This window comes from Spirosoma horti (genome assembly GCF_054776595.1).
On the sequence record NZ_BAAHBQ010000008.1, the window covers coordinates 24,410 to 50,499 of the forward strand.

The 26,090-nt window shown below is 49.8% G+C and carries 23 protein-coding genes; 14 read left to right on the top strand and 9 right to left on the bottom strand.

What is annotated here, in order from left to right; all coding sequences use genetic code 11:
* Nucleotides 1–10 precede the first annotated feature (10 nt).
* The 3 genes from ACYVAM_RS23825 (at nucleotide 11) to ACYVAM_RS23835 (ending at nucleotide 3,884) form a co-directional block, all read left to right on the top strand.
* Nucleotides 11–1,348, top strand: coding sequence for a DEAD/DEAH box helicase (locus ACYVAM_RS23825; protein ID WP_461071746.1), 1,338 nt, complete (start codon nucleotides 11–13; stop codon nucleotides 1,346–1,348).
* 101 nt (nucleotides 1,349–1,449) lie between these two features.
* Nucleotides 1,450–2,592 carry a DEAD/DEAH box helicase gene (locus ACYVAM_RS23830; protein ID WP_461071748.1) on the top strand — a complete coding sequence of 381 codons (1,143 nt, stop codon included), beginning with the start codon at nucleotides 1,450–1,452 and terminating at the stop codon, nucleotides 2,590–2,592.
* Nucleotides 2,593–2,726: 134 nt separating this feature from the next.
* The gene (locus tag ACYVAM_RS23835; protein ID WP_461071750.1) at nucleotides 2,727–3,884 is read left to right on the top strand and encodes a T9SS type A sorting domain-containing protein; all 1,158 of its coding nucleotides are present in this window, start codon (nucleotides 2,727–2,729) and stop codon (nucleotides 3,882–3,884) included.
* Nucleotides 3,885–3,993: 109 nt separating this feature from the next.
* Here the strand turns inward: ACYVAM_RS23835 and ACYVAM_RS23840 are convergent, their stop codons facing one another.
* A complete protein-coding gene (locus ACYVAM_RS23840) occupies nucleotides 3,994–4,491 on the bottom strand; it encodes a DinB family protein (RefSeq protein WP_461071752.1) in 498 nt (165 codons plus the stop codon).
* A gap of 284 nt (nucleotides 4,492–4,775) precedes the next feature.
* On the opposite strand from ACYVAM_RS23840, the gene ACYVAM_RS23845 reads away from it, so the two are divergent.
* From ACYVAM_RS23845 to ACYVAM_RS23855, 3 genes are all read left to right on the top strand, one after another.
* Nucleotides 4,776–5,468 (top strand): YMGG-like glycine zipper-containing protein, encoded by a 693-nt coding sequence (locus ACYVAM_RS23845; protein WP_461071754.1) that lies wholly within the window; start codon nucleotides 4,776–4,778, stop codon nucleotides 5,466–5,468.
* Nucleotides 5,469–5,576: 108 nt separating this feature from the next.
* Nucleotides 5,577–6,032, top strand: coding sequence for a YybH family protein (locus ACYVAM_RS23850; protein ID WP_461071756.1), 456 nt, complete (start codon nucleotides 5,577–5,579; stop codon nucleotides 6,030–6,032).
* A gap of 135 nt (nucleotides 6,033–6,167) precedes the next feature.
* Complete coding sequence (locus tag ACYVAM_RS23855; RefSeq protein ID WP_461071758.1) at nucleotides 6,168–7,079, top strand: alpha/beta hydrolase; 912 nt, start codon at nucleotides 6,168–6,170, stop codon at nucleotides 7,077–7,079.
* A gap of 39 nt (nucleotides 7,080–7,118) precedes the next feature.
* Here the strand turns inward: ACYVAM_RS23855 and ACYVAM_RS23860 are convergent, their stop codons facing one another.
* Together ACYVAM_RS23860 and ACYVAM_RS23865 are read right to left on the bottom strand one after the other, a co-directional pair.
* Nucleotides 7,119–7,886, bottom strand: coding sequence for a cupin domain-containing protein (locus ACYVAM_RS23860; RefSeq protein WP_461071761.1), 768 nt, complete (start codon nucleotides 7,884–7,886; stop codon nucleotides 7,119–7,121).
* 152 nt (nucleotides 7,887–8,038) lie between these two features.
* Entirely contained in the window at nucleotides 8,039–9,340 is a 1,302-nt protein-coding gene (locus ACYVAM_RS23865) for a T9SS type A sorting domain-containing protein (RefSeq protein WP_461071763.1), read from the bottom strand.
* Between the two features lie 153 nt (nucleotides 9,341–9,493).
* Here ACYVAM_RS23865 and ACYVAM_RS23870 point away from each other — a divergent pair, with 153 nt between their 5' ends.
* Together ACYVAM_RS23870 and ACYVAM_RS23875 are read left to right on the top strand one after the other, a co-directional pair.
* On the top strand, nucleotides 9,494–10,549 hold the full coding sequence (locus tag ACYVAM_RS23870) for an SDR family NAD(P)-dependent oxidoreductase (RefSeq protein ID WP_461071765.1): 1,056 nt from the start codon (nucleotides 9,494–9,496) through the stop codon (nucleotides 10,547–10,549).
* Between the two features lie 125 nt (nucleotides 10,550–10,674).
* Nucleotides 10,675–10,959 carry a hypothetical protein gene (locus ACYVAM_RS23875; protein ID WP_461071767.1) on the top strand — a complete coding sequence of 95 codons (285 nt, stop codon included), beginning with the start codon at nucleotides 10,675–10,677 and terminating at the stop codon, nucleotides 10,957–10,959.
* 71 nt (nucleotides 10,960–11,030) lie between these two features.
* Here the strand turns inward: ACYVAM_RS23875 and ACYVAM_RS23880 are convergent, their stop codons facing one another.
* Nucleotides 11,031–11,288: a DUF6582 domain-containing protein gene (locus ACYVAM_RS23880; RefSeq protein ID WP_461071769.1), complete on the bottom strand. Its 258-nt coding sequence runs from the start codon at nucleotides 11,286–11,288 to the stop codon at nucleotides 11,031–11,033.
* 81 nt (nucleotides 11,289–11,369) lie between these two features.
* Here ACYVAM_RS23880 and namA point away from each other — a divergent pair, with 81 nt between their 5' ends.
* Entirely contained in the window at nucleotides 11,370–12,440 is a 1,071-nt protein-coding gene (gene namA, locus ACYVAM_RS23885) for an NADPH dehydrogenase NamA (RefSeq protein WP_461071771.1), read from the top strand.
* A 93-nt stretch (nucleotides 12,441–12,533) separates the two neighbouring features.
* Nucleotides 12,534–13,385, top strand: a complete 852-nt coding sequence (ypfJ, locus tag ACYVAM_RS23890) for a KPN_02809 family neutral zinc metallopeptidase (protein ID WP_461071773.1) — start codon at nucleotides 12,534–12,536, stop codon at nucleotides 13,383–13,385.
* Nucleotides 13,386–13,473: 88 nt separating this feature from the next.
* Here the strand turns inward: ypfJ and ACYVAM_RS23895 are convergent, their stop codons facing one another.
* The 3 genes from ACYVAM_RS23895 to ACYVAM_RS23905 are packed head-to-tail and all read right to left on the bottom strand — an operon-like array spanning nucleotide 13,474 to nucleotide 16,909.
* Complete coding sequence (locus tag ACYVAM_RS23895; protein WP_461071775.1) at nucleotides 13,474–13,839, bottom strand: hypothetical protein; 366 nt, start codon at nucleotides 13,837–13,839, stop codon at nucleotides 13,474–13,476.
* A gap of 16 nt (nucleotides 13,840–13,855) precedes the next feature.
* Nucleotides 13,856–16,579, bottom strand: a complete 2,724-nt coding sequence (locus ACYVAM_RS23900) for an ABC transporter permease (RefSeq protein ID WP_461071777.1) — start codon at nucleotides 16,577–16,579, stop codon at nucleotides 13,856–13,858.
* Between the two features lie 3 nt (nucleotides 16,580–16,582).
* Nucleotides 16,583–16,909, bottom strand: coding sequence for a PadR family transcriptional regulator (locus ACYVAM_RS23905; protein ID WP_461071779.1), 327 nt, complete (start codon nucleotides 16,907–16,909; stop codon nucleotides 16,583–16,585).
* 457 nt (nucleotides 16,910–17,366) lie between these two features.
* Between ACYVAM_RS23905 and ACYVAM_RS23910 the strand changes: the two genes are divergently transcribed.
* Nucleotides 17,367–17,900, top strand: coding sequence for a collagen-like triple helix repeat-containing protein (locus ACYVAM_RS23910; RefSeq protein ID WP_461071781.1), 534 nt, complete (start codon nucleotides 17,367–17,369; stop codon nucleotides 17,898–17,900).
* 112 nt (nucleotides 17,901–18,012) lie between these two features.
* Here ACYVAM_RS23910 and ACYVAM_RS23915 read toward each other — a convergent pair whose 3' ends face one another.
* A complete protein-coding gene (locus tag ACYVAM_RS23915; protein ID WP_461071783.1) occupies nucleotides 18,013–21,693 on the bottom strand; it encodes a PAS domain S-box protein in 3,681 nt (1,226 codons plus the stop codon).
* Nucleotides 21,694–21,940: 247 nt separating this feature from the next.
* Here ACYVAM_RS23915 and ACYVAM_RS23920 point away from each other — a divergent pair, with 247 nt between their 5' ends.
* From ACYVAM_RS23920 to ACYVAM_RS23930, 3 genes are read left to right on the top strand one after another with little or no spacing between them, the layout of a single operon-like run.
* Nucleotides 21,941–22,276, top strand: coding sequence for a PKD domain-containing protein (locus ACYVAM_RS23920; protein WP_461071785.1), 336 nt, complete (start codon nucleotides 21,941–21,943; stop codon nucleotides 22,274–22,276).
* 6 nt (nucleotides 22,277–22,282) lie between these two features.
* Nucleotides 22,283–23,389, top strand: coding sequence for a hypothetical protein (locus ACYVAM_RS23925; RefSeq protein WP_461071787.1), 1,107 nt, complete (start codon nucleotides 22,283–22,285; stop codon nucleotides 23,387–23,389).
* A 55-nt stretch (nucleotides 23,390–23,444) separates the two neighbouring features.
* Nucleotides 23,445–24,293, top strand: coding sequence for a hypothetical protein (locus ACYVAM_RS23930; protein WP_461071789.1), 849 nt, complete (start codon nucleotides 23,445–23,447; stop codon nucleotides 24,291–24,293).
* 305 nt (nucleotides 24,294–24,598) lie between these two features.
* On the opposite strand, the gene ACYVAM_RS23935 is transcribed toward ACYVAM_RS23930, so the two are convergent.
* Nucleotides 24,599–26,032 carry a WG repeat-containing protein gene (locus ACYVAM_RS23935; RefSeq protein ID WP_461071791.1) on the bottom strand — a complete coding sequence of 478 codons (1,434 nt, stop codon included), beginning with the start codon at nucleotides 26,030–26,032 and terminating at the stop codon, nucleotides 24,599–24,601.
* Nucleotides 26,033–26,090: the final 58 nt, after the last annotated feature.

Below are 26,090 nucleotides of genomic sequence, written 5' to 3' on the forward strand. Positions count from 1 at the left end.
TGGAAAGGCTATGACATTTGACGAACTGAATTTAAATAAACCCCTGCTGAATGCATTGACTGATCTGGGTTATACAGCGCCCACGACTATTCAGCAAAAGGTATTCTCGGTCGTCATGTCCGGTCAGGATGTGTGTGGCATTGCGCAAACCGGCACAGGAAAAACATTTGCCTATCTGCTGCCCGCCCTCCGGCAGTTTCAGTTTTCCAAAGACCGATTGCCCCAACTGCTCATTATTGTGCCCACGCGGGAACTGGTCGTACAGGTGGTCGAAGCCGTCAAGAAACTCACGACCTACATGAATTTGACCGTCGTGGGTGTGTATGGTGGGGTAAATATGAAGGCCCAGACGGTGGAGGTTCAGCAAGGCCTGGACGTGCTGGTGGCGACCCCCGGCCGACTGGCTGATTTGATGCTGAATGGGATACTAAAAACTAAAGCGATCAAGAAACTGGTCATCGATGAATTCGATGAAATGCTGAATCTGGGCTTTCGGACACAGCTGAAAGTCATTCTGGACTTATTGCCGCCTAAGCGGCAAAACCTGCTGTTCTCGGCTACGCTTACGGATGATGTCGATCAATTGGTGAATGCCTATTTTAACCGACCCGTTCGGGTAGAGGCCGCGCCAACGGGCACTCCACTGGATAATATCGACCAGTCGGCTTACCAGGTCCCTAACTTCTACACGAAAATCAACCTGCTCACGAATCTTCTGAATCGGAATGCGGTGATGACCAAAGTGCTGGTTTTTGTAGCCACCAAGCAATTGGCCGATCAACTGTACGAGCAACTGGAATCAGGCTTTCCCGATCAGGTGGGCGTTATTCACTCCAACAAAGCGCAGAATTACCGCTTCGAGACGGTCAATAAATTCAAAGCCGGGGCCTACCGCATTCTGGTTGCTACCGACATTATTGCCCGAGGTATCGATGTGGCCGATGTGTCTCACGTAATCAACTTCGACCTGCCCGACGTGCCCGAGAATTACATTCACCGCATTGGGCGAACAGGGCGCGCCGACCGAACCGGCCTTGCGATTTCGTTCATTACCGAGAGTGCCAGCGAACAGCAGGCGGCTATCGAGCAACTGATGAATCGGCCGATTCCTATGCTGCCTTTACCCGAGAATCTGGTTATTTCTGATGAGCTGACGGCCGACGAAAAGCCCAAGGTTTACATGAAGACCATCGAGGCTAAACCACCCCGTCGCGAAGATGTGGGACCGGCTTTTCATGAGAAGATCGACAAGAACAAAAAGGTCAATGTCCGGCGCGACATTGCTGCCGAAAAAATGCTGAAATACGGCCGTCCCATCAAGCGGAGTGGCAAAAAGAAGCGGGACTAGGCCAGAAATACAACGGCCGAAGTCATAAGGTATTCGGCTAACTCATCTTTTATTGCGTGCAATTTGTCGCTGATGCGGCTCTGTAATCCAGTCTATTTTATATGCCATTTTCATCACTCGGTTTGTCGAAGCCGCTTCTGAAAGCAATCTCCGCCCAGAAATACGAAAAACCTTATCCTATTCAGACAGAGGCTATACCGGCTATTTTGCAGGGTAAAGATATTCTGGGTATTGCCAAGACGGGTTCCGGTAAAACAGCGAGCTTCGTATGGCCAATTCTGGAGCTGTTTCAGCGGAAAAGTGCCGGTCGGAATCGGTTTGTCAACGCACTTATACTCGTGCCAACGCGTGAGTTAGCCGTTCAGGTTGCTGAGGTTTTTCACGTTTTTGGCGAGACGTTGCCCCGGCCGGTAAAAACGGTGGCGGTTTATGGTGGCGTATCTATTAACCCACAGATGATGGCCTTGCGAAATGCCGAAATCGTGGTGGCTACGCCCGGCCGCCTGCTGGACCTGATGGCATCCAACGCGCTGCAATTGACGGAGGTCGATATTCTTGTGCTGGACGAAGCCGATAAAATGCTGGACCTTGGTTTCGAGGAGGAAATGGAGCGCATTTTTGATCGCTTACCGCGTCATCGGCAGACGATCCTATTCTCAGCGACATTAGGCGATGCCATTCAGGACATCAACGCGGCTTTGCTGCGGAATCCCGTCAAAATTGAGGTTGTCGAGGAAGAGCAGAATCTGGATCTGATCAAGCAGATCGCTTACCGGGTTTCCCCGGAACGCAAAGGCCCACTCCTGCGCTACCTGATCAAATCGGGACAAATGAAGCAGGTGCTGGTGTTTGTCTCGTCTACCCGAACGGCGGATAACGTTGTCGTCAAACTGACTAAAAATGGTATTCAGGCAGCCGCTATCCACAGCGGCAGAACGCAGGGAGCCCGAACGGATGCCCTAACGAAGTTCAAAGCGGGTAAGTTAACCGTTCTCGTTGCTACTGATCTGATTTCCAGGGGTATAGATATACAGCTATTACCGCATGTGATCAACTTTGAGTTGCCTCGATCTCCCAAAGATTACATTCACCGGATTGGCCGAACCGGCCGGGCTGAAGCCGAGGGCGAAGCTATTTCGCTGATCTGTCCAGACGATGAACACCACTTTAAAATTATCCAGAAAAAAATGGGGAAGCGAGTGGAGATACTCGATACGGAAGAACTGGATTTGATGGGGTACTAGCCGGTTGCAGCCAGAAGGGCCGAAAAATTAATACCATCAGGCTCTTAGAAATACCACTTGTCTTTTGATTACTAAAACGAGTTTCATATTATTACACTAAATCGTGTTTAATGTAACTTGTTTTCTTGGTGAGCATGAGACTATTCTACAAAATCTGGGTTTTATTGGGGCTGTCACTGACTGGGCCAGCGGTAAGTTTTAGTCAGGTTATCTACAGCAATACCTTTACGGGTGCCAGTGCCTGCCCAACGCAGGGTAATACGCCCGTTGTATCAGCCAACGCAACGGGTACACCCTTTACCCGAAGTACAGTAACCTGTACTGCTTTTACCGGGGTGTTCAATTCCGCAACCCTCAATAATACCGCCAGCATCAATAACTCATCCTACATCGAATTTTCCGTAACTGCCAATGCTGGTTCTCAATTAAATGTTGCCTCTTTGAGTTTTGTTCGTGACGCCAGCAACAGTGCCCCCAATCGGTTGGAAGTTCGGTATAGTACAGATGGATTTGCTACATCGACCAGTTGGGGCGCGGCCCCAAATACCCCGACAACAGGTGCATCGACAACATGGGACTTTGCTGATTTCTCGGTGCCCGGCGGCACCACGCTGACCTTTCGTTTTTATCCTTATGGCACACAGCGCGCTGATCTGGGTGCTGGTGCGGCTTCGGGTACAACGGGCACGTTCAGTGTCGATAATGTAACGTTAACGGGAACATCTCCGCTGCCAGTCAACCTGGTTTCCTTTGCGGGCAAATCCAGCAAAAACGGCGTTATCTTAACCTGGGTTACGGCTTGGGAAGAAGAAAATCAGGGCTTTGAGATAGAGAAAAGTACGGACGCTCAAAGCTTCGAAGGGGCTGGTTTTGTCGATGGAAAGAATAGTTCGAAAACACAGGTTGTTTACGAGTTCACCGATCAACATGTGGTGCCGGGCCTAACATACTATTACCGGCTGAAACAAAAAGATTTTAGTGGAGGGACAAGTACATCTAAACTAGTAGGCGTTCGCGTGTGGGCCGATGAGCAGGAGGCAAGACTCGCCATCTTCCCTAACCCAAACCAGGGCGTGTTTACCGTTTCTGGAAACGATTTAGACAAGGCTGATATCCATCTTTATACACCCTCCGGCGCAGAAGTACCTATCCAGATAGGCGAAACGGAAAGTGGTCAAAAACTGAACATCCGGGTGAAGACTTTTTTGCCGCTGGGAATTTATTTCCTGATTGTCGACGGTTCAAATGAGGTAAGAAAAATAAAAGTCCTGATTGACGGCAATGGCTTCTAGGGTTGGCTGTTACTGTTGTTACTGAGGTTTCCTGAAGAGCGAAATGCGTGCTATAGTTAGAGCCTATAGCACGCATTTCGCTTTTCAGAAGTGTATCCGAATGGTCGTATTAAAAATTTGCCTCGTCGGCACTGGGGCCATAGCTTCCTGGAATCGGAATATCAAGCAAACGCAGGTCAACGCCCAACTGTGCCCGGTGATGGACAATCTGTGAAAAAGTCATTCTGATCATTTCGCCTTTGGTTGTCTGACTGTAAATTTCATCGCCATTGCGGAGTGTCCAGATAGGCTCCAATTGATCATCTGTAGCCTGACTAAGAGCCGATTGGCCGTCGGCCAGCGACTCTTCGAACAGGTCGAGCAATTCGGTTGTATTGTTGATAATTTTGGGAGAATAGGGGCTCGTCGCAAAATCGAGCTCATCGGTTGTCAATGCCAATGTGACCCAGGAAGGTAATTCGGCGATGTGGGTTGTTAGTTGCCGAATGGTCATGCTTTTAGGATGTGGCTGCCAGTCATACTTGTCATTTGGCACCCTTTCGAGCATTTTTCGAGTTGTTTGCGCTTCCTGTTGCATTTCTTTTACCAGCATTTGAATCAGTGACATAGCCTATTGGTTTTGGTTGATGATACAAAGTAAAGGCCATGTACTGACAGCCCTATGTCAGTAGTATTTTGCAAAATTTTGCTGTTCTGCCTGTTGGAAAAAAACTGCTCTAGGGAGCTTTACAGAGGGATTTTGCGCCATGTGCCAAGGCAAAATAGGGACTGGAATTACCTGATAAATTAAACTAAATACCTACAGATTAGTCTGAGAACAAACAATAGCTTAACAAGCTAAGTTGATTGCAAGATGTATATACGTACATTTCTCACCAAAAAAATGACGCTATGAAAACGAACCGAAATATGGCCTTACTGATCTTATTGACTAGTATACTTGGCCAGTCAGTGCACGCACAATCATGGAGCCCACAAACAAAGGGAGTTGTTATCGGAGCGGGTACCGGTGCTGCCGTGGGGGCTATTATCAATAAACGTAACCGGGCCGTCGGCGGTGTGATCGGTGGCGTAATAGGAGGAGCCGGCGGCTATGCCATTGGTAAACAAGGCAAAAAGCGCTGGAGCCCACAGGCAAAAGGCACGGCTATTGGCGCGGGCGTTGGTGGCGCAGCCGGAGCAATCATCAACAAACGAAACCGCGTAGTTGGTGGTGTGATTGGCGGAGTAGCCGGTGGCGCGGCTGGTTATGCCATCGGTAAGATCAAAGACAACAAAAACAAAGAGGCCGCCCGAATTGCCGCGGCTAACAGAGCCGAGGCTGAACGTAATGCCGCTGCCAGAGCCGCCGGACAGGCAAGAGTAGCTGATAATAAGCCAGCTGTTGCGTCAACATCAGCTGGTGCAACCTCCGTTGGGGCAACCGCTGTCAAAGAGCCGAGCGTTGTGCAGCCGGTAGCGATGCTAGCCGCTCACCCAAACATGGCAGCCGCTACGATCAGTGCGGGCTATCTGGAAAACGAAACCTACGGTGATCCTTCTGCTCCGTATGGTACGTCTGAATACAGGCGCAAAAGCTGGTAAGTAATCAGCCAGTAAACAAGTTTTTTACTAGTTGCCGGGCAGCGTAATTATAAATACGCTGCCCGGTAGCTAGCCCTTTTTCTCTCACCAACGTTAATAACTACATTTATGAAATCCTTAGTTGGAATAGCACTCGTTTCTGTGCTCTTTAGTGCATGCTCACCCTCCGGCGAAGCCGTTAATGTTCAGGATCTTGACCGTCAATTTATCGATGCCTGGAATAATAAAAATGCTGATAAAATAACGGCTCTGCTGGCCGAAGATGTCGATTTTCTTCAGGGAAACGTTCATTACAAAGGGAAGTCCGACGTAGCAAAACAATGGGTACAGGCCACGTTGCCGACATTAGCCAATCTGAAAACCAACATTATCAGTTCGACCACCGACACGCACACCGCTTATGAGGCAGGTACATTCGCCGTCGATGTAATCACGGATGTGCCCAATCAGCCGCGCGGCTTTGGCGAAGGAAATTTTATTCTTCTCTGGAAAAAAGGGGACGATGGTACGTGGAAACTCAGCTACGCACAGTTAGAAGACCTGCCCGTCCAGGTGAAAAATTAAAGAGTCAGCAAATTGTTGGCGCGTATAGAGAGAAAACCTGTGGGAACGCAGGTTTTTCTATTTCTGTCCCGCTCGTAAAGGCTAAATTGCCTAACATTAATTCTGTTTACAACCGTCTAGCTTACTACCTCACAGATGAGGTTTTCCACCATGCTGTTTCTTCGACTGCTCTGGCAGATCCCAACCGGTTTAATTCTGGTCGTTGCGGTTCTACTGCTCGTTAATGAGTATGCCACGGCTCGCCCCAGCCGACGAACCAAAAATATCTCCTATGTGACAACAAACGCACCGGGTACCGATCCCGAACGGCATTTGTTGGATGTTTACGCGCCGAAAAAAATAGCTGCTTCGGCCAAACTACCTGTGGTTGTGTTTATTCACGGAGGCAACTGGAATAGCGGCAATAAAAATCTTTACGCCTTTATTGGGCGTCGGTTGGCGAAGCAGGGCGTTGTAGCAGTCATTATCAACTATCAGCTTTCGCCCGCAGTATTGGTGCCTGCCATGGCCGACGATTGTGCCCAGGCTGTCTATTGGGTTAGCCAACACATTGCCGGGTTCGGCGGAGACCCGAATCGTATTTTCGTGATGGGCCATTCGGCGGGTGGTGGACTGGCGGCCTTGCTGGCTACTGATAATCGGCTATTCACTAAGCTTGGCCTGACCAATAATCCGTTAAAAGGAGCTATTCTGGATGATGCTGCCGGGTTAGACATGTTCGATTACCTGACCAAAATGGAGTATCCAAACGATCAGCAGTACCTGATTCCGTATGGAAAAGATCCGGCCATTTGGCGGGCCGTTTCGCCCATGTATTATGTCAATGACCAGACGCCCCCTATGCTGATGTATTCGGGCGGACGCACGTATCCGAGTATCAGTAGCAGTTCGCAGCGGTTTCACCAATTGCTTCTAAAGCATCAGGTAAAACATGAATACAAGGTTTTGCCTGATAAGAAGCACATCGCGATGGTTACCCAGTTATTTTGGCAACACAATCTTATCTACCGTGAGTTACTGGACTTTGTTGGTGTCGAAAAAAGGTAATTGGTTGATTTTGAGTGCTGTGTTGGCCCACATGCTTTTTCACTCAAACTGAAAGGCAAAATAAGTGCAGCTTCCCCGGCTCGTATTCTGAATCGCGTGCGGAACATTCGATTCAAGGAAAATAAGGTCGCCAACGGTTGCCGGGTACAGCTTGCCATCGATGCTTTCCTGAGCCGAGTTATCGATCATCAGTAAGATTTCGGCCGCCCGGTGCGTATGCGGTGGGTGGCTCCACAAGTCCCTGTTAAGCGTTGTCACATGCATCTCAAAACGTTTTGTCATGGCCGTTGCCCGGTCGAACATTCGCCGAATGCCGCCTTTGTCGTGTGGTTGAAAAACCACATCGTTCCACTCGATCCAGAATGAACCACCCGCCTTTTGGCCCCGCTCTCTATCCACCGGTTCTTTAGCCGAGTAACGCATCACGTAGTAGGTTGCCGGGGCGTCTCCTTTATTTTCGAAACCATGCTCATCTCCCGGCATAAAAAGCGCAACGCTTCCCGCGCCCAGCGTTTTCGATCTCCCGGCAATAGTTACCGTTAACTTCCCCTCTTTTACAATGATCAATTCTTCATCATCGTGCTTATGGGCGGGATGAGGGGCCTGCCTGGGTGGAAGCGTTGTCGCATGAATATTAATGTGGCTAAAATCGGTCGATGTCCCTTCGAGGATAGCCCGTTGTTCGGAGGTAGGCTTCTTCGTTACCAGTGCCTGCGTCCAGGTATACACACCCGACTCGATCGATTGCGCAAAGGTGAATCGGGCTGTCAGCCCAAGAATAATGAGACAGGTAATGCGTAAGGTCATGACGAAACTTGTTGACACTAACCGGTTAAAGCAAGGGATTTTAAATCAATACTCCTTGCCCGTTTCGTCATGACCTTTGCCCATCCGTAGTTCGAATCAACAGCGAAATGTAAGTTGTGCCGGGGTCGGGCGGCCCAGGCTGTTTTTAGCCACTATTGTTTGATTACTTTACGCATAAAATGTTGATCGCCAATGTGAATATTGGTAAAATAAAAGCCCGTTGGGAAACTGACCGTAGCGATCGTGCGAACAAGTGTAGGCTCGTTTTTTTCGCCCGAAAGCGATGAGTATAATTTTCCTTCGGCCGAGTACAGCTCAATTGCATACGGTCCATTTGTCGGCGTACTAAGGGTAATGATCAGCTCATCGGAAAACGGGTTGGGTTTTAGGCTGGCTACTTCATCTTCGCTGGCAAAGGCAACACTAACAATTTTTGAATAGGTATACGTCTTATCCAGATCAACCTGTTTCAGGCGATAATAAAACGTCCCCTGTCGGGCATCAATATCTGTCCATTCATATCGACGGGCACCAGGCTGTTCGGCAAGAGAGACAATATGGGAGCTTATGGCTTCAAAATCAACAGCGTTGGTGCTACGCTCAACCTGATAATAATCAAAGTTTTGCTCCAGTGAGCTGGTCCAGTTCAGGCGTACTCCTTCACCAAACGATTGCGCCAGAAAGGATATCAGACGTACAGGTAATGCCGCGAAACAACCTCCACCCGCCGACGAACTTGAACAAGAAGGATTGACCGTAGCGCTACCAAACTTACTGGGGGTGGGAGCCGCTCCGGGTAGACAGACGCTTATGTTGCTGTTGTTTGTCAGTACCTGATTGAAATTGCCAACGCTGCCGCGAATGGTATAACACCCTCTGCTGGACGTGGTGGTGGAGTTGGCTTGATCATTTTTAGTAAACTGGTTTGCGTTGACAATACCATTGTTCAGACACACACTTCCGTTGCCATTGATGCCAAAATTCCCATTTGAATACAGGGTTGACCCCTGGTCAACGTATAGCGCACCATTGATGTCTAAATTGCTAACAGTCAGGGTAGCGCTGTTTTCAACAATAACAGACGACGACGCGTTTATCGAGGTCAGATTTGTCAGTGTGATGCTGCTTCGAATTCGTAGCGTGCCCCCTCCAATATTAACGTTCAGTGGGTTCGTAGCCGAGCTACCGTTATAAATAATGGTGCCCCCATTCACATTCCCTCCGTTAATCTGGCCCGCTCCCGATACGCAGATCACCGCCGATCCGCTCAGGTTAAGGTTACTGATCGAGGTAGTTACACAATAAGTCCCGGAACTGATGTTCAGGTTGCTGCCAGTAAGGTTGGAGCAGCCTGCACAGCTGGGTAAGGATGGTACCGAGCACTGGCCAAAGACGACTGTCTGGCTAGTAAAGAGAAGAAAGATAATAAAAATGGAAAGAAAAATATGTTTCATACTTCATTTTAAGTTTAATAAACAAAAAACTAAATTTTGTAGATATAGTTAGTTGTAAAATTTATTAAAATGTTTAATAAAACAGATGTTGCCTTTCAAGCATAACCTTCTGACCAAACTGCAGTTATGGTAGTTCAACGATAGTGACGAATCATGAATGCATCAATTCAAACGAAAGCCTTACTTTGGGGACTCGCCGGTATAGGCGCGTGGACGGCCATTAAAGCCGTACTAGCTCAGAAACGTAAAATCGATTTCCGCAACAAGACCGTCCTCATCACCGGCGGGTCGAGGGGGCTGGGCCTTGAACTGGCCAGGCTTCTGGCAAAGGAAGGGGCCAATCTGGCGATCTGTTCCCGTGATGCCGATGAACTCGACCGGGCCGAGGATGAACTGGTTCAACTCGGCGTTACCGTTTACACGGAGGTCTGCGACGTTACGAACAAAATACAGGTTGAACATTTCGCTGAAAACGTCCGGCAGGCTATTGGACCGGTCGATGTGCTCATTAACAACGCAGGGACAATCATCGTGACGCCCTATGAGCACGCAACGGAAGATGATTTCCGGTATGCGATGGATACCCATTTCTGGGCGACTTTTTATATGACTAATGCCGTGTTGCCACAAATGCTGGCTCGTGCCGGGCAACCTGGCGAATCAACATCCGCAGGCCGTATTGTGAATATTGCCTCGATTGGGGGAAAGGTCGCAGTGCCTCATTTGATGCCCTACTCGACCAGTAAATTTGCGCAGGTGGGCTATTCGGAAGGGCTGCGGGCCGAGTTGCAGAACAAAGGGATTTATGTAACAACCGTCTCGCCCGGCCTGATGCGAACAGGTAGCCCCCGAAATGCAATTTTTAAAGGTCAGAATGAAAAAGAATACGCAGCCTTTAAAATTGGGGATTCTATTCCGTTTCTGACGATGGGTTCAGCGGAGGCCGCCCGCGAAATTATAGAAGCCTGCCGGTATGGTGAAGCGGAGCGCATCATCACCCTACCCGCTAAAGTAGGCGCTGCCCTTCAGGGACTGGCTCCCAACCTGGTTGCGGAGACAATGGCGGTTGTGAACGGGATGTTGCCTGACCCCGGTGGCATCGGCGAAAAACGGGCCCTGGGAAAAGATAGTGAAACAGCCCTTTCGGAGTCGGTATTGACGACCCTCACCGACCAGGCTGCCGAACGAAACAATGAGTTGATAGATTAAGGTTCGATTAAAGAACCGGTCGAGTTAAACAAGACTACTCATTCGCGGTTAAGTAGTATATTCTTGGTTAGCATCAGCAACTACCTGGGATAATCACTCACTAAAGGCCACAAGCCACTACGATTATGAAAAAAGTACTTATTGCATTCGCTGCACTTGCCTTGACCATTAGCGTTGCTCAGGCGCAGGATAGTAAAATGAAAAAGAAGGCAGACGTCGTTGAAGCGAAAGCAGAAGTTGCCGGCGACAAAGCCGCACTGAAAGCAAATAAAGCAGAACGGGAAGCCGCTAAAATGAGCGGTGATAAGGACGCCCTGAAAGCAGCTCGGAAAGACCGGGTGAAAAAAGAAGGCGAACTGATGAAAGACCGCGCCAAAAAAGACGTTAAAGTCGTAAAAGAGAAGATCTAACTAGTCTTGCTCTTCAGAAATAAAAACGCCCAACTTGCGCAAGTTGGGCGTTTTTTGTTGCACCAGAAAAATTAATCTTCGTTAATGGTTACGTCATGTTTTTTAGCCGCCTTCTTGATACGGTCTTTGATCACGTTCACCTCATCGGCGTCATACTTGGCCGCATTGTCTTTATGATTGATGTAATTCCACGCAGCCCGAATATGCTCGGGTGTATCGATAGGGTATTTTTTGTTGGTGCGGTCGGCGAAATCAACATCGCCATATTTATGCTCACCTTCTTTTGGGTTGACATCATCCCGCCGGTCAATTTTTGAATCAGTAGCCATCCTTGTCGAGGTTTTGTTGTGCTATTTTTAACGATAATCGCGAATGAATGTTTATAGGGAGTAACATCTTTCAAAACTAGTATGTCTGCTCTGTTTAGTCCGCTTTCTATCCGTAGTATCCAGCTCAAAAACCGCCTTGTTGTCTCACCTATGTGCCAATATTCCAGCGAGGATGGATTCTCCACCGACTGGCACCTGGTGCATTTAGGCAGCCGCGCTGTTGGGGGAGCCGGGCTAATCATAACCGAAGCTGCGGCCATATCACCCGAAGGGCGAATTTCGCCCAATGACCTGGGTATCTGGAAAGATGAGCACATTGCCGGACTGAAGCGAATTACTCAGTTCATTCAGCAAAATGGCTCCGTTGCTGGTATTCAACTGGCTCATGCGGGTCGTAAGGCCAGTACCCAACGCCCCTGGGAAGGAGGAAAGGCGATTTTTCCGAACGAAGGAAATGGCTGGCAGACCGTGGCGCCCAGCGCCATTCCGTTCGTGGCCGATGCGCCCGAGCCGCTGGCCCTCACCGAAGAAGGTCTCGAAAAAGTGCGGGCCGATTTTGCGGCTGCTGCAAAACGATCGATAGACGCTGGTTTTCAGGTTATTGAACTTCACGCAGCCCATGGATATTTGCTCCACCAATTCCTGTCGCCGTTGAGTAATCAGCGAACTGATGCCTATGGAGGGCCATTCGAAAATCGTATTCGGTTGTTACTCGAGGTCATTGAGCGCGTCCAATCGGTGTGGCCATCAACATTACCGCTGTTTGTTCGCCTATCGGCCACGGACTGGACCGAAGGCGGCTGGACAATTGACGATTCCGTGAAGTTGTCGGGTTTTCTTAAAGAGAAAGGCGTCGATGTGATCGATGCCTCGACGGGGGGCAATGTAGCGCACGCAAAAATTCCGGTTGGCCCAGGCTATCAGGTGTCTTTTGCCGAGCGGATCAAGCGAGAAACCAACATAAAGACCGCGGCCGTTGGAATGATAACAACGGCTAGCCAAGCGGAGGAAATCCTGACAACTGGACAGGCCGATTTAATTCTACTGGCGCGTGAGTTTCTGCGCGATCCGTATTTTCCGCTGCATGCTGCGCATAATTTAGGCGACGAACTAGCGTGGCCTGTACAGTATGAACGGGCCAAACCCCGATAAATACTCAACGTAGGTTAAACATTTTACCGCTGGAAACAGTAATCTTGCCAGCAGAAGTCAATTTGCAAAGTCACCATTTAACTAAAGGAAATCATGCGTTGGTTAGGAGGACGTGAAAGTGATAATGTCGAAGATCGCCGGGGAAGCGGTGGTGGCGGCTTACTTGTCGGGGGGGGCATTGGCTCGGTTGTCATTGCGGTGATCGTCATGCTGTTGGGTGGCGACCCTACGGAAGTGTTGAATCAGGCTGCGCCCAGTCAGGCAACATCCCCTGCCGATCAGCAGGCTGAGGGAGAGGCCGCCAGCTTTACCCGGAAAACGTTAGCCAGCACGGAAGACGTCTGGACTAAAGTTTTTGCCGATCAGGGGTCGCAGTACCAAAAGCCAACGCTGGTTATGTTTGACCGCGCAACCACGTCGGGCTGTGGTACGGCTTCTGAAGCATCGGGCCCATTTTACTGCCCGGCCGACCAAAAAGTATACATTGACCTGTCGTTCTACAATGAACTACGGGATCGGTTCAAGGTCCCTGGCGACTTTGCTATGTCCTATGTTATTGCCCATGAGATCGGTCACCACGTGCAGAAGCAACTGGGTATTATGGATAAAGTGGATGGACTAAGAGGTCAGCTGAGTGAGCGGGATCAAAACAAGCTGTCGGTTCGTCTGGAATTACAGGCCGATTTTTTTGCTGGTGTATGGGCCAATAAGGCACAGGGTAAAACGATTGAACTGGATAAAAATGATATCGAGAGTGCCTTAACGGCAGCCAATGCCATTGGCGATGATCGTATCCAAAAAGAAACACGCGGAACGGTGGTCCCCGATGCGTTTACGCATGGTACATCAGCCCAGCGGGTCTACTGGTTTTCGAAGGGATTCAAAACGGGTGATATCAATCAGGGCGATACGTTCAATAGCCGTGAAGACGCTAATTTACAGTAGATAAAAATGCTCTTTTAGTGAAGCCGGGCCTGATCAGGCCCGGCTTTTTTCGTGGGCATCGTAAATGGAGTGCAGGTTGATGCGAACTCTACGCCAGTCTGATTCTGGTCAACCTACGTTGCTTAGCCTGATAACGCGCGATGAGAAGTGTTGCACTAAAAACGATCAGGCAAAGTGGGCCAAAAACCAGCCACGGCATCTCGTGAATGGGCACAGGAACGCCAACCGATCTGAAGGCGCGATAGGTGAGCAGTTCTTTCTGAACAGGATTCATTCCCGCAACATCGAACGTCTGGCTAAAATGAATTTTACGCCCATCCTGGTTGCCATCCAGTTGAATGGAAAGGGTTCTGTTATCGTCAGAAATCCGTGTTCGCAGGGTTGAGGCTACTGAACGATGGGGCATTGCGGATAAGCCAATGCAGATAAGCAGGCCAATGAGTAGGTGTTTCATAGTAAACCGGATTTAATTATTCACTTCGTAAACTCTTGACAGGGTTCATCAGGGCCGCTTTGATACTATGAAAGCTGACCGTAGCGAGAGCAATTAAAATGGCGGCCATACCAACCAGAATGAATACCCAGGCGCTTATTTCGATGCGGTAGGAATAGCCATCCAGCCATTTTTGCATAAAGAACCAGGCCAGCGGTGTTGCAATAACGATGGCTAGAACGACGAGCTTCACAAAGTCCTGCGAGAGAATGAAAACGATATTCGGGATGCTGGCCCCCAGCACTTTACGAACGCCAATCTCTTTGGTCCGTTGCTCGATCACCATCAGCGCAACGGCAAAAAGACCCAGGCAGGAGAGCAGAATGGCTATGCTCGAAGCAAGGCTGAAAATTTTCGAGAGCTGTTCTTCTCCTTTATACCAGGCATTGGTATTCTCGTCCATAAACGACCCAATAAACTCTGACTTGGGTGCCACTTCTTTCCACACCGCCTTCAGTTTGTCCATCGAACCCGCAAGGCTCCGGGGAGCCACCCGAACGAAAATGTAACTAACGGGCTGTGAATGAGCCAGGTACATAGTAATTGGCTTTTTCTCGCTTTTCGACGAATACAAATGGAAGTCAGGAATCAGGCCGATTATCTGGTATTTTACACCAGCGGTATCGGTCTGAAAATACTTGCCTACCGGATCTTTCTCGCCGATCATTTTGGCCATACTTTCCGTGATAACCACCCGGTCCAGCGTATCTGACGGATAAGCTGGACTAAACTCACGGCCCGACAGTAGTTTGATATTGAGGGTTTTAAGGTAGTCGTAATCGACTTGCAGCCAGTCGGTCGAAATTTCTTTTTCCTTGTATGTGAAGCCCATAACCGATCTGGATGTGCTTCTATCCTTGCCAAGGCCGAGGTTAACACCGCTGCCGGTTATAGCAATAATGGTCGGGTCGCTGGCCAGCCGATTGCGCATGCGTCTGAGAACCTGCTGGCCATCTTCCTGGTTGCCCACCGGAATGCTGATGACTTCCTCTTTCTGAAAGCCGAGCGGTTGCTCACGCATGTGGCGTACTTGCTGCACGGCTATTATGGTACAGCAAATGAGCAAAGTTGACAAAGTAAACTGGGTAACAATGAGCGAGTTACGCAGGAGTCCTGGCCGTTTGATAGTTATTTTCCCTTTCAATACCTCGACGGCGTTGAACTTCGACATTTGCCAGGCCGGGTACCCACCCGCTACCAACGTTACCAGGCCCAATAGGCCTAGTATGATCGCCAGTTTGTCAGGTTGCAGCATATAGTCGAGAGTGATCTTACCCTGGAATGTTGTATTGAAAGCAGGTAAAAGAAGGTAGGTGAGGATTAGCCCAACCGCAAAACCAACAAAGCAAATGAGAGCCGCTTCACCCCAAATCTGCACGAATAACTGCGTTTTGAGCGCTCCCAGCGACTTGCGAACGCCCACTTCTTTGGCCCGGATAAACGACCGGGCAATACTCAGGTTAATGAAGTTGATACACGCGATCAGAAGAATGAAAAAGCCAATACCAGCCAGAGCGTATACCAGGGTGATGGATGAACCCGATTTACCACCTATTTCTGTACCGAAATGAATATCGGATAAGTGCTGTAACCGTATGGCAAACAAATCACCCCGCTCATCAGGCTTGGCTCCTTTCTTTTTGAGCTTCTCGATGTCGCCTGAGAAATATTTAGTGGCAAAGGATTTCAATCGGGCTTCGGCCGTTGCTTGGCTCACCTTGGGGGATAATTTAACGTAGGCCGCATGCGACATGGCATCCCACTTATTTTTATCTGTCTGATAATTGGCTGCGTTAGTTATCTGAATGAAGGCATCGTACTGAATGGTTGAATTGTCTGGAAAATCCGTCAGCACGCCACTGACCGTGAATTGTTTTGCGTTGTTATCCCGGCCCAGCAGTACCCGTTTTCCCAATGGGTCTTCATTGCCGAAGACGGCCTTTGCCATGTTCTGACTAATAATGATGCTGCTCTGGTCATTGAGTGCGGTTGCCCGGTTACCTTTAAGCAGGGGAAATGAAAATATTTTTAAAAAGTCAGGATCGGTAAACATGACATTTTTATCAAAAAATTTCCCCTTGTACCCGACCACATTGCTGCCGTTCATTAGTCGCGCTGCGGCTTCTATTTCGGGATATTCTGCTTTTAAGGCTGGTGTGAAAGGTAAAGGTAACGTCCCGGAATAGGTTGCCTTTTCGGGATCATTGAAGAAAAGATTAGCCCTGTAAACACGGTCGCCATCCTGATGAAATGAATCGTAGCTGAGTTGAAAATAAGTGGTTAGAAAGAGAAAGATGCTGATCACGAAGGCGATCGACAAGCCAACCACGTTGATAGCCGCATAGCCTTTATTTTTCCAGAGGTTGCGAAAAGCGATCTTGATATAGTTACTGAGCATAGCAGGATGAAGAAATGAAGGTTGAGAATATTCGCTAGATCTGTAGCGGGACGTACGGGTCGATTTCGTTTGAGTTAATGGTTTTGAAAAGCTGGCGGCTCGCCGACGAAGGAAGTAAGGACGTATAAAACGGAGTACTTCCAAGCTGTATAACTGACGGGCTTTTCGTTCACCAACCTGGGCCGTCTGATCGGCAAATTGCTCATGCAGATCACCCAATAGCTCTTCCAGCAACGCAGGCGGGCAGAGCCAGGTAAGCAGCCGATCGGCCCAGACGGGGGGAGTAGGAGTGGGGTTTGCCATCGTTCAAATTAGAGAAGTCGTTGGAATGGATTCCCAGAGTTGGTTGCGTACGTCCCTCATCTCGCTCAGCGTTTGTTTTCCCGTAGCGGTAACGGTAAAGAATCGTTTCCGACGGCCACCTCGTTCATTGGTGGCGCCCCCCAGTTCAGAAAGCACGAAACCTTTCTCTTCCAGACGGTACAACGCGATATGGACGCCACTCAGGCTGATGATCCGACTGGTGCGCTGCTTTAGTTCAGCGGCAACCGTTACACCATAGGCCTGCCCTTCCAGTACAGCAACTGTCAGTAAAACCAGTTCTTCGAATTCACCCAAATAGGCTCTGTTCATCGCAGTTAGTTACGTGCCATTCGTATTTCCTTGTTATTTGCTAAACAAATGCCCTGCCAAAGAAGGAAATGGCTGATTCCAGTCAATAGACGCCTATGGTCTCGTTTATAAAGCTCATTGACTGTCCAGATTCGGACAGTCAGAGTACGTTTGTGGACAGCCAACCAAGAAGAGTAACCGTGTTTCTCCCATTGTCAATGCCTCGCCCGACAAGCTGGTCTGCGATGGTGAAATAGCTGCTAAAAGAAATTATAGCGCTAATCGCCTTAGCGAAGGAAATCCATCGGAATAAAGCCCACCAACAATGCCAAGGCCGAGTTAACGGTCAGGAAGGATGTAAATACTACTGGAAATGAACGTATTACTACTCAATTCAAGGGGTATTTGTTGACAAAAAACAGGAGACTTTCGACCTTCCCCTCTACAAATCAAGGTCAAACTACTAATCACTAGCTTTATGAATCGTTTACAAGTTGCATTCGTTGCTGCCTCTCTCCTTGTCGTTTCTTTTTGTTTTCAACAATGTCAGCCAAAAGCAGGGGACCCCGGCCCGAAGGGAGATACGGGCGCAACCGGGCCCGCTGGACCAACGGGCGCTACTGGCCCGCAGGGCCCAACAGGCACGGCTAATGTGCAGTATTCGCCCTGGATCAGTGTTACATTCTCGGGAAGTGGCACGTTGTTTACGGCTAATATAACGGCGACCCCCATCACACAGGCCGCCCTGGATAAGGCCGATGTTCGGGTGTATTGGAATGAAGGTGGCCGTATATTAAGCCTGCCATACGCGGAGACCTTTGGCACCACTACCTTTACGGTTCACCAACGAATTTATGTAGGGCGTATTGAGCTCAGAGCCTCATATGCGCTTACTACCCAACAATTCAGGTATGTCATTATACCAGGTGCAGTAGCCGTTAGCGGTCGTGTGGCTGCCATTGATTATTCCGATTATCAGGCGGTTCGGAAGGCGTTCAATATTCCTGATTAAAGTTAAACGGCCCTGTATCCCATTGTTTACTAATTGGATACAGGGCCGTTTAAATCAAATCAATTACTGGTCGCTGGCTGGATCGGGTGAAGGCGCCGGACGAACTAATCCATCAGCTTTTCCAGGTCGTCAGAAACTCCTTGAAGGACTTTTCCAGCGCATGGAGCGCGTCTAAAAGACCACTGGTATCATTGACCTTTAGTTTTCCTTCGGCCGTTCGGGCAATGTCGGCCACACGGGCTACACCAATGGTACCTGCACTTCCTTTTAACGTGTGCAGATGACTCTTCACCGTAGGAATATCGCCGAGATCGTAAGCCGCCAAGGCGCCATTCACCAGGTCGGTAGCTTCTGTCACGAACTCTTCCATAATACTGTCAACCAGTTCCTGTCCACCAATATCGCGAAGCTGCCCAATAATCTCTTCATCGATAACGGGTATTTTAGGGTCCATGGCAGCCTGTGCAGGTTTTGCTGGCTTCGCAGGCGTTATGTCTTCTTTCGCCCGCTTCGTATCGGTGAGCTCCTTTACTTTAGCGATCAGGCTTTGAGCGCGAATCGGCTTGGCAATGTAATCGTCGAGGCCCTGACTAATGAAGCGCTCGCGGTCTTCACGCATGGAATAGGCCGTCATGGCGACAATTGTTGGCAGCTGATTGCCAAATAGTTTGCGCAGATTACTGGTTGTTTCCACACCATCCATATCAGGCATCTGAATATCCATAAAGATGACATCGAAACCCGCTTCGGCTTCACTGTCATATGTTTTCTGGACTTCACTGATGGCGGCTGGCCCACTATCGGCCGTCGTCACGATGCACCCCGATTTGCGCAGAATTTCGCTGGCCACTTTACGGTTCACGGCGTTGTCGTCTACGAGCAGGACCTTTGGATGGTAATCACTAAAGAAGTTGGCAAGGGCAATTTCGGCAACCTCCGTCGTCTGTTGGGTGGGACTAATGCTGGTTTCTTTCAGTTCAATGGTGAACCAGAAGGAACTGCCCATCCCTACGGTGGAGTCGACCCCAATTTCGCCTTTCATCAGCGTCGCCAGTTCTTTTGAGATGGCTAATCCCAGACCGGTTCCCCCAAACGATTTGCGGGAAGAGGTATCCACCTGACTAAATGAGTTGAAGAGCAGGTTGATGTTTTGCGGAGAGATGCCGATGCCTGAATCGTTCACCGCCACCCGAATTCGGTTGAATTTCCCATGTTTGCTGAGTAGCGTTGCTTCAACCCGAATGGTGCCGTTTTCGGTGAATTTGATCGCATTCGAGGTCAGATTGGACAGCACCTGCAGCAGTCGGGTCTGGTCGGCTATAACGTAGGTGGGAAGGTCAGCCCCGAGATGGTAGGTCAGTTCATTGTTCTTCGAGTTGGCCTGTTGCCCAAAGAGCGCAATCAGCTTCTCGAAAATCTCCTTGAAGGCCACCGGCGACTCATGGAGCACCATTTTGCCAGCCTCGATTTTGGACAAATCCAGAATGTCGTTCAGAATATTCAGGAGTGTCTCCGACGACCGTTTGACGGTTTTGACATAACTACGCTGTTCTTCGTCTAACTGCGTGTCGTTCAGCAGGTCGATCATGCCGATGATTCCGTTCATCGGTGTTCGAATCTCATGGCTCATATTGGCCAGAAACTGCTCTTTTACTTTCAGAGATCGCTCGGCCTCGTTCTTCGCTTTTACCAGCTCCGCCGATTGCCGTTTCAACTCCGTAATGTCGCGGGCAAGCACAGCCACCACCGAGTCGCTGCCCGGACCATCGTTGAGCATCAGCATGTTAAACATGAACTGGCGTTCACTGCCGTCCTTACGGCGCATGCTGGCTTCAAAATTCCGAAGGCTGCGGTTGCGGGCCAGCTTGAACATGGCATGGCGAATTTCGTTGGCGTCGATGAAATACTGAGTTATATCCTGCCCCAGCACTTCGTCGGGCGTGTAGCCCATCCGTTTGAAAACAGATGGACTGATCATCGTAATACGCCCTTTCCGATCGACACGGGCATAAATGTCCTGCAGGTTTTCGAAGATACCCCGGAATTTCTCTTCACTCTGGCGCGTAGCAATTTCGGCTCGTTTACGGTTGGTAATGTCGCGCGCAATGCCCGACACCTCTTCGATAACGCCCCCGGCCAGCAAAATTGGGTTCAGGTGGAATTCGAGATACGTTTCTCCCTTGGGCGTCTCGAAAAACAACTCGAAGTTCTGGGCAAAGCCCCGGAATGCCTGCCGATACCGTTCTTCCAGGTGCTTTCGGTTGTCAACGCCAATCATCCGCCAGCCCAGATCGGGAGCACTGGTCTGAAGAGATGGCGCTTCGTTCAGCTGGTACTCCATCAGCCGGACGTAATTTTTATTGAAGGACGTCAATTTCAACGCCTTGTTAACCGACCAGATCAGGTAGGTACTACTGTCGAAAATAGCATTCAGACGGGCGTTTTGTTTATCCAGCCGTGCTTCCGATTGCTTCCGGGCAATTGCCAGCGCCACCTGTCCCGAAATAAATTCCAGCAGTTCGAGGTCGCGAGGGCCATAGGTCTGGGCGTCGTCGTAGGACTTTACGCCAATAATACCCGTAATCTCATCGCCAATGCGAAGGGGGGCCGTTAGCATTACCTGCGGCTGAAGCTGGCCATACAGATCAACGTGTTCGTGGTCGGCCAGTTTTCGAATGTCTTTTTCATACAAAAACAAGGGTTTGTTGGCCAGAATCGTGTATTCGATCAGGCCATTACCCAGTTTTCGTTTCGTAAACCGCATGTTGCCGCCAAAGTATTCATCGACATAGTACGGAAACGACAGGTAAGTTTTGCTGGCGTCGTAGAGAGCGATGAAAAAATTGCGGGCGTCCATAATGTTGCCCAGCTCTTCGTGAATCTTGTGATACAATTCGCCGAGATTAGGCGTATTGATGGTCCAGTTGGCAATGCTGTAATAAAGTTTCTGCGATTTTTCGGCCCTGATTTTTCCCGTTGTGTCGTGCAGAATGCAGCGAAATGCTGTAGGGCGGCCGTTGTCGAAGCGGCAGTTTACGCTACCCGACAGGAATAGCGTCTTCCCGGACTTGTCCCGGAAAACGGTCTCTACGTAAGGAAGCTTATCACCTTCCTGAATGCGTTTGAGGAGGCCAAGTGTACTTTCGGCATAGTCGGGGTGGAGAACATCGCGCAGATTAAGGGCCGAAATTTCTTCGGAACTGTAGCCAAGTGCTTCGCGCCAGGCCCGGTTGACGAATATGAATTTTCCGTCGAGCGTGAGCAACTGAATCAGGTCGGAGGTATTATCCACCAGATCCTGCAATTGCGCATTGGTATTCGACAGGGCCGAAGCAACCCGCCGTTTGTTGGTCACGTCTTCGCCAATGATGGTGAACGAAGAAACGTGCCCATCCGTCCCATTTATAATGAATGAATTGACCTGTACACTGCGCAGGGCACCACTTCGGGCCAGAATGGCAATTTCTTTCTGTTCGGGAAATCCCCCCTTTGTCACGGCCTCATCAAACTCATTTTCAAGTTTGGCGCGGTCGGCGGGAAGAATAAAGACGTCGAAAAAGTTTTTGCCGATGATATGCTCGGGTTGCCAGGCCGTTACCCGGTAGGTATACGGATTGGCGTAACTGAGCGTTCCGTCGCGTTCGATGGTGAGACCAACCAGATTCAGTTGGTCAACCGTATGCCGAACATCGAAAGCAGGTAGCGTATCGGCTACGGCTACATCGCTGCGTTCGAGTTGTAGCCGTTGAATCTCGGCTACTAGTTCATCTTTGGTTTTAGCAGACCAGCGCATGGGTAAGTCGGTGAGTTGTTGTGTCGTTGGACTCTTTAAATTTACGAAAAATGTTGGCTACTGCCGAAATGAATGCAAGAAACGGATTTAGTTTTTAACGCGTTCGCTCGTTTCCCAAGTATTGTTTACTTTGCTAACAATCCAGGGACGTTCGTCTGTCATGCTGCGGTTCTTTTGTGAAAGTAGTAGACTCATGCAGGTAGGGCCTTAATGCCGTTGACCAGTATCCTGAATCTTTAAATGATGTATGCGTAAACAGTCTATTTATCTGTTGGTATTACTGGCTACGATGGCCTGTGAACCATTCGACTTAACAAAAAAAACGTTTCCGACCTGTGCTAAACCGACTGCCAGTATCGGGTACGCAGTCGGCCGTTTAGATGTCACATTTTTCCTCGAAAACCCGCAGGGCGACATTGGGGCTGTGGGCTGGGACCCCGGCGATGGCAGTGGCAAAAGTCGCGTTGGAACGCGTGTAACGTACAATTACCAAAAGGCAGGGACTTATACCATTACCCTGACACTGGCTAACGCGTGCGATGACAATTTTAGCACCACCAAACAAATTACCGTCAGTAACTAACCCACCATGCGCCTAGTTTTTACGCTTTTAGTTTGTTTTACAATGGCCTTGTCGGGCCGGGCGCAGGAGCGCGTCCGGAATGTCCGGATTCGGGTGGCCGACTCGTCACAGCTCGAAATTCGGTATGACCTGATCAATACTCGGTATGGCGATTCTGTTTATTTTGAAGTTCGTAGCCGGGTTCGCGGTGCGCTGCGCATTTCACCGGAATTCGTTCGGGGCGATTTTGGTTTTCGGATTACGGCTGGTTCCGATCGTCGGATCATCTGGAATGCGCTGGCAAATGGGTATTCGCTGAATGAGGAAATTCAGGCAAAGGTTTTTTTGAAGACCGGCCTTACTCCGTTGCCGGGCCAACAAGCGGAGCCCGAACCTATCGTGAGTCAAAAACCAGCCGTAACAACACCCGTTTCCACGTTGGCCGCTTCCAAACCAGCCCAACGTGAATCTGTAGCCGTGACGGAGTCTCCGTCATCACCGGCTCCACAATACAAAAAAACAAAGCGGGGGCGGCCCACCGTTGTTCTGGCAGATTCTGCCTCCCGGCAACCCTCGCCAGCGGTGCCTGCTCCAGCCGTTGTTTCGACTCCGGTTCCACAGGTTACAACGCCACGAACCGAGCCTTCTGTACAATCAGCACCCACTAGCCCGGTAACGGAACCCAGCAACGAACCTCGTTCGGCCAGACGACGCTATGTCGGGCCTGCCTGGGCCCTCGTATCTGTGGTGGCGCCTGGTATTGGCAATATTTTCGTGCAAACACCCAAACCGAAAATAGGGTTACGGCCTTTGCTTACGGTAGGGTGTTATGGCCTGCTAGTTTACGGATTTATGGAACGACAGAAAGCGAACGATGCCTATGCAATTTATGAACAGCAGAAAAACATGACAGCTGGCGAACCCTATTATAAGACAGCGAACGATCATCATCATACCTATTTCATGGCTACCCGGGGCGCTCTTGTCGTGGCTGCGGCCGATGTTATTCTGACATTCATTAAAGGCGTTCGTAATGTTCAGAGCCAAAGAGAGGCACGACGGTATCAATCGGTCACGATCCGCCCAGGTCTGCAGGCCGGACAACCCACGGCTTTAGTACGGTATTCGTTTTAACATCCTTAATCTCCCCAACAGGCCTCAAAAGCCGAATGGATTTAGCAAACTAACGATGCGCTTATATTTGACAATAGCCCTCATGACGCTCTTTCTGGCGAGCAGCTTTGCCCAGCCGGCCGGACGACGGGAAAAGTCGGTTGTTTATTCCGCTTCGAGCGAGTGGCAGAAGGTTACACTGAAGCCGACAGCTCGTTTACAAACCAGCCAGGCCGCAAGCATACCCGTTAGCCCGGCTACGGCTGCTGCTTCTACCGAACGGACAGGAACAGGCACCGTCTCGACGCCAGTAATACCGGCCCGCCCATCGACGCTAGCGAACAGCACGGCTGATTATCGGCCAGCCTTCGCGGGTGATTTTGCTACCAACCGAAATGGCTGGAAGGCCGGTACGAAAGGAGATTATTATTATCAGATTGGCCTGGGTCGGTACAGTATCCGTAAGCGAAATACAAATACCCAGCAGGTGGCGTTCAGCGCGGTTGAATTACCCAGAGATATCAACCTGAATAACGCCAATTTTTTCACTATAAAAGTGGACGTACTGGCGGATTCGGGCCGTATTCCAACGGGGGGCGTGCTGTTTGGCGTCGTCGATTCACTGAATTACAATGCCTTTACCATGAACGAGAAAGGAGAGGTCTCGGTGGTACGTGTATCGAATGGAAAAACGTTCAGCGATTACATGCCTGCCGATTTTTTCTCGCCGGGTGTATCGGTTGAAAAGAACCGTAATCGACTCAGCATACAGCGCAAAGGTGAAGAATTACATTTTTATGTAAACGCTCAGGAAATTCGTAGTAGCCCCTATCCGTTCAAACTGCTTGCGGGGAATGGGATCGGAATGACTTCTTCAGGCTACTGGACATCCTTCCAGAAACTCACCGTAACGCTGGGACCGTAAGAAAATAAAAAAAGTTATGAATCGTTACAAGTCCAGAAGTCACCCCAGTAGCTCCCTGTCGGGGGTGACTCAGGTTTGAGAAACCAGTACAGTAGAATGAAAAACTAATTCCTAAAAATAGAGTATTATGGCAAAGAGTCAGGACGCCAAGAAGACCACCAAGAAAGAACCAGCAAAAACTCCAAAAGAGAAAAAAGAGGAGAAGCGGGAAAAGAAAGCCAAGAAAGGGTAGTGGTCTATTCTTATTCAATGTAAACCTATAAGGTTTCTAAAACCTTATAGGTTTTTAAAAAGTAGTCAACTCCCTACTTTTTAACTTGTTCACCTGACCGATTGATGGTCATAAGCTGCCCGTTCAGGAACACGGCGGCCGTATTCCCCCGAAACGGAGTGACAGCCTCGAACTCTGGCTGAATTACCCACTCGTCATGCTCATTGACGTAGCCCCACCGTCCGTTGCTGCGAGCCCGACGCCAGCCGCGCTCATCGGCACCCAGCTCAATTTTATCATACGGTTTATCGCCAAACGCTTCTTCGTATTTACCCTGACGCGCATCGGCGGGGGTGGCTGGTTTTGGAACAGGTTTAACCGAAGCCGTCTTTTCTTCCGCACTTGGTTTACTGGCGGGTAGTTCCGCTTTTTTGGTAGGTTCCGCTCGTGTTACTACCGGCTCGTTGGCTGGTTTGGCGGAGGAGGATGCCGCTTCACTTGTCTCGGTTTTTGGCGGGCGTTTCTCCCGCCTTACTTTTTTTTTTCGGCTTGACGTCCGCTCGTCCGAAGCGCTCGTTGTCTGTTCGGCTTTCCGATCAACCCTTGAACTATCGTCGTTTTTGTTAGTGCTCTTAATGAACCAGTAAATTACAGTCAGTAAAGCCAGCGCAAACAACACCCCGTATAAGCCACTGCGGTCGGGCTTAATAACTTCCACACGGACCGTACTTAATGGGTTGTTGTTGGCATCAAAGAGCGTATACTCCGTTGTTTTTGTTGGCTTGACCCACCCCCGATTGGCAGGGGATAAGCCTTCACCCAGATCATCGATCGTTACGGCCAGCAGATTGTCCACTTCCCAGGCCAGGGTAACCGGCTGGCCTTTGCTGACACGGGCAGGCGTAGCCGTAAATGACCGAACGACCGGCGCAGGCTCTGGTGGGGAAGGAGGCTTGATTGGTCGCTCAACGGGTACTGCCGGTGGTGGCGACACATAGACCGGTGACTCGACTACCGGGTTGCCAGGCCGGACAGGTTCGGGAGGGGTAACGGCGGGTTTCGGTAGTTCCGGGATTTGCTCAACAACCGGATTGACGACTGGTTTTGCAACCGGTTCGGCAATCGGTATCGGTGAGGGAGTAGAAACGGGAGGCTCAACGACCGGTTGAAGCTGCTGGGCTTTCGATTCGCCCCCTAACCGGTTTAGAACCGTTGGTACCCACTGATGCCGGACAAAATCGGGCGATAGTTTTAATGAACTGGCTGCATTGACGATCTGGTTCAAATCCTGATCGTATAGATGAATTCGGGAGGGTTGCGCTAACCGGGAAATGCGGGCCTGTATGTTCTGAAACAGCAGGTTGTTGTTGGCCACTTCCTGGCTGATGGCGGCTGCCCGTTTCTGCGCATCGGCTTCTGACAGACCGGCCTGTCGGGCATCGTCGAGATACCCGTTTGTACGCCAGACGTCCGGACCGTCGAGTACGATGGATTCACGAAGGCGGTCGGTCAGTTCTGTTTCGGTCATAGGGACAGGTTGTAGAAAAAAGCTGTAAACAGTAAGTCACAGGACGACTTACTACCTT